We start from the raw sequence: 6,195 nt of genomic DNA on the forward strand, positions 1-6,195 counted from the left end.
CGACTTATGGGATAGAAGCGGTTCGACAAGCCCGATTGTGGACAGGTCCCTGCCATGATCTTCAAATTCAACGACACACTGCTCCGCGCCACCGACAACCAGCGGACGGTCACGATCCAGGCCGCCACCCTCGCGGACGCTCTGACCAAGTTGACGACAAAGTTCCCCCAGCTGAAGAGCCCCCTGCTCGATAACGGCGGACAGCTGCGCCAAACCCAAAGGATTTCGTTTAACGGCATGCCCATCGACCAGCCCGCCATGTCCCTGCCTCTCAGTGACGCCGACAGCATCGAGTTCCTCGCCCCCATCGCAGGCGGCTGAAGCTGGCGCGGCGTTAGTGGCTGTCTTGGGACGGGGCGAGACCGCCGCAGCGTAGTGGCTGTGGCGGCCTCGTTCGTTGTGAGGTCAGGGTCGGATCCGGCGGGGGTGGGGCCGGAGGAACCCCCGCCGGCGCCTCCGCGCGGCTGGAAGCCACGCCCGCCCGGCGGAAGGGCCGCTCCACCCGCCGGCCGGGCCGGGCGGAGCGAAGCGGGCGCGGCACCGCCGATCGGCCGAAGGCCGATGCCCCACGCTCAGCTAAAGCAACGGCATTGCCGCTTGCCGCGCCCTGGACCCAGGCCCGGCGGAGCACTCCCCGGCGCGCATCCGATGTGTCGATGGCCGGCCTCCGTACGCGCCGGGAAGTACCCCGCACCGCACCGCCTCCGCCCGCCCAGACCGACCGCCAGTCAGCCACCCAACAGACTCACCACATGACCAGCAATCAGCACGACACCAACCACAAAAACCGAGACCACGAATCACGAAAGCCATCACGAAATTCACGACCACGACAACACCAACATCATTGACGACCATCATCACCAATGATCAAATACAGCGAAAGCACCAAGGTATCTTCGATACGTGATCATGGCGGCGGGCCGCCGAGGGGGTGACCGGGTTGGCGTGGGTGACGACGCTCGGCGCCGATCCCGCGCAGGTCGAGTACCGCCTCGCCGAGGACTGCGGGTGCGATCTCGACCACCAGGTCGAGTACCGGATGGCCCAGCCGCGCGACCTCGAATGGATCGGCTCCGGCCTCGCCGAGGTGGACCTGGTTCCGGGCGACATTGTCGACAAGGACGCGGCCCGCGCGCTGATGGCCGGCGCCGACCCGCGCACCGGCAAGCAGCTGGTCCGGGTCAAGGTCGAGGTCGACCCGCGCGCCAAGCTCTCCGGCGCGGTGCTGCTGGCGGCCGTCACCGAAGCCGCCGAGCGCGCCGGGGTCGACACCGCCGCGCTGCTCGATGACGACAAGCTGGCCGACCGGCTCGCCCGGGTCGCCCGCCAGGTGAAGCGCGACGGCGACGCGCACCGGGTGCCGATCGACGCTGTCGAGGACATCGCCGCGGCGGCCGGCCTCGACGTCGCCGAGCTGTACGACGCCGACGAGCTCGCGCTCGCGCGCAAGCACCGCGACGACCGGGTCTCCGTGCGCAACGCCGGGTACGACCTCACCCTCGATCTGCCGAAGTCGTACAGCGCGCTGTTCGGCGTCGCCGACGACGTCCTGGCCGCCGAGCTGGAGGGGGTTTTCCTGCAGGCCGCCCGCGAGACGTTCGGCGCGTTCGAGGGCTGGACCGGCTACACGATGCGCGGCCACCACGGTGACGGAAGACGCGCCGAGCGCGCCGACTCCTCCGGCCTGCTCGGCTGGATGACCACGCACCGATCCGCCCGCCCGGTCGGCGGCGGACCCGGCGACCCGCATCTGCACGTCCACATCACCTTCGCCAACCTCGCCCGCTCGACGGACGACGGAAAGTGGCGCGCGCCCGGGGCTGGCGGCCGGGACGTCCACCGCCACGCGCTGGCCGCCGACGCCCTGGTGAAGGCGCGCCTGCGCGAGCTCACCGAGCAGCGGTTCGGGATGCGCTGGGAGCGCTCGCCGGAGACCGGCGCGTGGGAAGTCGTCGGCATTCCCCAGCAGCTGCGGACCGCGTTCTCCCGCCGGCACCTGCAGATCGCCGACGCGGTCAGCGAGGGCATGACTACGCGCGAGGAGAAGCTGGTCGCGCGGCAGCTCGCCGAGCGCAAGAGCGACCAGGCCGTGAGCGAGCGCGGCGACTGGCTGCACCGGGCCGGGCAGGTCGACGTCGACGGCCGCCCGCTGGACGTCGCTGCGATGGTGCGCGCGGCCGTGCCCGGCTGGGACGGTCCCGGCGGCGGAGCGGCGACCGGCCCGGGTGGACCCGACGGCCCGCAGCACCCCTCGCCCGAGCGGATCGCCGCGTGGATCTGGCGCGAGGACGGCGGCCTGGTCGAGCACACGAAGGTGGTCACCCGCGCCGCCGTCCTCGCGGCGGTGATCGACGCCTGCCCACGCGGCCTGGCCAGCGCCGAGCAGGCCGAGCGCCTGGTCGACGAGGTCCTCGCGGTCGAGGGGCACGCTGTGCGCTTGCCGGACCAGGGCGCCGACCACATGTCCAACGCCCAGCGCTACACCCACACCTCGATCCTCGCGGCCGAGCAGGCCATCACCGAGACCGCTGCGGCCCGGCTCAGCGAAGGCGCCGCCCGGATCACCCCCGAGGCCGCCGAGCTCGCGCTCTCCACGTTCGAGGCAAGCCGCGGATTCCGGCTCAGCGACCAGCAGCGTCACGTCGTCGAGCGGCTGCTGACCGCCGGTCACGGCCTGGACGTCGTCGTCGGCGTCGCGGGCGCCGGCAAGACCACGCTCATGGAGGCCGCGCGGGTCGGCTGGGAGGCGGCGGGCCTGCGCGTGTGCGGCGCGGCCACCGCCGCCGTGGCCGCCGCCAACCTCGCCACCGAGGCCGGCATCGAGTCCTCGACCATCGCCGGGTGGCTGCGCGCCGACCACCCCGGGCCCGGCCTCGACCAGGTCGACGTCCTGGTCGTCGACGAGGGCGCGATGGTCGACGACCGGGCGGTCGCCGAGCTGCTGCGACGCGCGGGCGAGAGCGGCACCAAAATTGTGATGATCGGCGACCCGCAACAGCTGCGCGCGATCGGCGTCGGCGGGGGATTCGCCGCAGCCCACGCCCTGGTCGACGGCGCGGTCCTCACTGAGAACCGACGCCAGCGCGACGCCGCCGAGCGGGCCGCGCTGGAGGTCTGGCGCGACGGCGCCCGCACCACCGCGCTCGCCGCCTTCGCTGAGGCCGGCCACGTCCACGCCACCGACACAGCCGAGCAGGCCCACACCGGCATGCTCACCGCCTGGCTCGACCAGCGCCGCCGCTGGGAGGCCGACCCACACGAGCTCACCGAGCGCCTGGTCGTGCTCGCCGCCACCAACGCCGACGTCGAGCTGCTGAACGCCGCCGCCCGCCGCCTGCTCCATGAGCATGGCCAGCTCACTGGCGAGCGCACCTACCTGCAGGCCGGCGGCCGGACGCTGGACCTCGCCGTCGGCGACCAGGTCCGCGTCCGCAAGAACGACTACCGCTCCCGCCGCGACAGCTCCCAGCCCGACGTCCTCAACGGCTTCCGCGGCGTGGTGCGCGAGATCGACGACACCGGCCGGGCCCTGGTCGAATGGCGCCGCTCCGGCCCGGACGGCCACCTCCTGCAGCAGGCCTGGATCACCCCGGACCAGATCGCGGCTGGAGCCCTCTCCCACGGCTACGCGATGACGATCGCCGCCGCTCAGGGGCTGACCGCCGACGTCGCGCTGGTCTACGGGATGGGCGCCGACGCCCACAGCCTCTACCCGGCGCTCTCCCGGGCCCGCGAAGCCACCCACCTGTGGCTCCCGGCGATGCTGCTGGAGGACGAGCCGACCCGACTGCGGCTCGGCGAACCGCGCACCGAGGACGAGCGCCTGCGCCGGGCCGTCGCGGCGTACGGGCGGGCGCTGGAAGGCGACCAGCCCGACCGCCTGGTCCTCGACGAGCTCACCGCCGACCGCGCCCCGGCGCTGCCGCACCCGCGGCCGACCGACGACGGCGACTACCTGCTCGCCCCGCCGGCCGCGCCGAGCCCGCGCACCGGGCTCCAGGAGCCTGGCATCCCCGAGCAGGCCGAGACCGCGCACCACGCCGCCGAGGCGGGCGAACGGCAGGGCGGGCCGGTCGAGGAGGTCGACATCGACCGCCTGGTCGAGGCCGACCGCGCGGAGGCCGCCGCCGGGATGGAGCTGCCCAGCGAAGAGGAAATGGAGGCGATCGCGGCCGCCGAGGCCGAGCGGGTGCGTGCCGAGCTCGTGCGGGCCGCCGTCGAGGCGGGCATCGCGCCGTGGCAGGACCGCCGGTACGGCGCCCTGTCCACCGGGTCGCTGCTGCCCAAGGCCGAGGAGGCGGAGCGGGACGCCGCCACCGCCGATCGGAAGGCCGAGCAGCTGCAGGGCCACGCCGATATCGCCCGCTCGCTGCTCGGCACCTCGGAGGCCCCCGGCCAGCAACGCGTCGACGACGTCTCCGGGCTGCTGGCCGCCGTTGCCGAGAAGGTCGAGCACGTCCAGGCGCTGGAGCAGCTGCTCCGCCGGGCCGGCGAGGACCAGGCCGACGCGCGTGCGGCGAAGGAGGAGGCCGAGCGGCAGGCCGCCCGCGGCCGCCTCGCCCTGCGCCTCGACGGGACGAGCCGGGCCGAGCAGCAGGAGGCCGCCGCCCAGGCCCTGGCCCGGCGGATCGCCGCCGAGGACGGCGCGCGGGAGATCCGCCAGCTGCTGCACACCGCCGGGCAGGAGGCTGTCCGGCTGCTGCGGCCCGTCGCCCACACGCTGCAGCGCACACCGTGGCCCGCCAACGACGGTACGCAGATGGCCGAGCGCCTGGCGGACCTGCAGCAGGCGCTGCCCGCCTACGCGGAACGCCACGCCGCCCAGGACCAGCAGCGCGTCGACCGGCTCCAGGCCCAGGCCGACGAGCAGCGTTCCCTCGCCGCCGCCAAGCAGAGCCGGGCATCCGATCTGCGTACCGAGGCCGCCGTCCGGACCACGCTGTCCCCGCAGCGGCAGGCCACCGAGAGCACCGAGCGCACCGCCCACCGCCTTGCCGTGGCCACCCAGCGCGCGGCCGAGCAGGCCCGGCGGGCCGCCCGGCAGGCCGAGGCCCAGCGGATCGCCGAGCAGAACCGCAGCTACCGCTACGAGCCTCCGACCCAGGGCCGCTCCGGACCGAGCCGGGGACGCTGAACCTCCGTCAGCGCACCGCAGGCCACAGCACTCGAACGGGATCCGCGTCGCTGCCCGCTCCCCCTGTCCCAGGCCGGGAGGATGTCCTCGCTCAGCACCGATGACCGGCGAGGTGAACCGTGGGAAACCGTCGAAAGCTCAAGTTCAAGCCCATCAACACCACCGGCGTGGCCGGCCGGTGCAGCGGGCAGCAGCTCGACCACAAGGACGGCAGCATGTCGTGCTCGCGGGGGAACGCCTGCCCTGGCGTCGCACTTCCCCACAACGGCTGGCGGGCCTGTGATCGGTACGGCCCCTGCGACTTCTGCGAGGGGCCGCCGGTCACCTGGACCCACGCTGACGATCACCCGACGATGGCCGGGGCGACGATCCACCCTGTCCGTACCGAGGAGGACCTCGCCGTCGAGATGGCGAAGATGATCCCGACGCCCAAGGGCGGGGACTGGCGGCCCGATGTGATCGGCGTCGACAAGCTCTCCATGCAGCCCGGCCCGGACGGCTGGCCGCTGGTGAACGGGCACCGGCTCACCCGCGAGATGTGCGCCGCGTTCCAGGCGGACCGGCCTGAGCAGGCCGACCACTTCGTCTTCGAAGACATGGTCGAGATGGCTCAGGTGATGGGGCCGCCGCAGTTCGACGGTCCACTCTTCGGCCGCCCCTGGTGACGCCCCCCGGTCATCCCTCCGGGACTGCCGTGCCGTCAGCAACCCCGGGCCCGGCCCCAAGCCGCCGACGCCCCTGCGCCGGGCGGGAAGCAGTCTCCGGGACCGCCAGGGCGGCACCGTCCCACCAGGCCCGTTCTGCCACCGTCCCGCGCCTCTGCCGGGCCGTCTGCTGTTCGTCCGCGCTGTCCCTGGGCCCGGTCCACAGCGGGCGCCGCTGATGCTCTGTCACCGCCCCAGTATTCCGGGGCCCGGCCCGGGCCTGGTCAGCCGGTGGTGAGCTGCTTCGGGACGCGCCCGGAGGCGCGGAGTTCCTGCAGGTCGGGGATGTGGTTGTAGAGGGTGCCGGGGCTGACCCCGAGGAGCTTGGCGATCGAGGTGATCGAGTTCTCGGGG

At 73.6% G+C, this 6,195-nt stretch carries 3 protein-coding genes; all 3 read left to right on the plus strand.

Features of this window, described 5'->3' with window-relative positions; translation table 11 throughout:
* The first annotated feature begins 54 nt into the window (after nt 1-54).
* The 3 genes from ACFWXO_RS36885 (at nt 55) to ACFWXO_RS36895 (ending at nt 5,802) form a co-directional block, all read left to right on the plus strand.
* A complete protein-coding gene (locus ACFWXO_RS36885; RefSeq protein WP_380529648.1) occupies nt 55-321 on the plus strand; it encodes a MoaD/ThiS family protein in 267 nt (88 codons plus the stop codon).
* A 631-nt stretch (nt 322-952) separates the two neighbouring features.
* Nucleotides 953-5,137 (plus strand): MobF family relaxase, encoded by a 4,185-nt coding sequence (mobF, locus tag ACFWXO_RS36890; protein WP_380529650.1) that lies wholly within the window; start codon nt 953-955, stop codon nt 5,135-5,137.
* Nucleotides 5,138-5,256: 119 nt separating this feature from the next.
* Complete coding sequence (locus tag ACFWXO_RS36895; RefSeq protein WP_380529652.1) at nt 5,257-5,802, plus strand: hypothetical protein; 546 nt, start codon at nt 5,257-5,259, stop codon at nt 5,800-5,802.
* The last annotated feature ends 393 nt before the right edge of the window (nt 5,803-6,195 follow it).

It is taken from the genome of Kitasatospora sp. NPDC059088 (genome assembly GCF_042738155.1).
Lineage (GTDB): Bacteria > Actinomycetota > Actinomycetes > Streptomycetales > Streptomycetaceae > Kitasatospora.

What these genes read in the sequence shown, in the direction of transcription:
- ACFWXO_RS36885 (WP_380529648.1), top strand. Translation starts at nt 55, where the DNA reads ATGATCTTCAAATTCAACGACACACTGCTCCGCGCCACCGACAACCAG.